At 55.8% G+C, this 231-nt stretch carries 1 protein-coding gene; it reads left to right on the forward strand.

Translation table 11 applies throughout. The features are described 5' to 3' along the window. On the forward strand, positions 1–231 hold a 231-nt coding region (locus tag R0J87_RS25215), incomplete at both ends, for a BCCT family transporter (RefSeq protein ID WP_498889760.1).

A 231-nucleotide genomic window follows, 5' to 3' on the forward strand; every position in this document is an offset into this window, starting at 1 on the left:
TGCTTCGTACATCGTGGCGCAAATGACCGATAATGGTTCCATCAATCCGCCGCTTCATAAGCGCGTGGTGTGGGGCGTACTGATTGCCGCGACTTGCCTGACACTGATTGTGGCTGGCGGCCTCTCTGGGCTGCAATCCGCAGCCGTGCTGTCAGCGATGCCGTTTACCTTTATTCTGTATATGATGGTGATTGTGCTGGTGCGTGAACTGCGCGCGGATCGCAAAGCGAT

This window comes from Halomonas sp. SIMBA_159 (assembly GCF_046536035.1).
GTDB classification, from domain to species: Bacteria; Pseudomonadota; Gammaproteobacteria; order Pseudomonadales; family Halomonadaceae; genus Vreelandella; species Vreelandella venusta_A.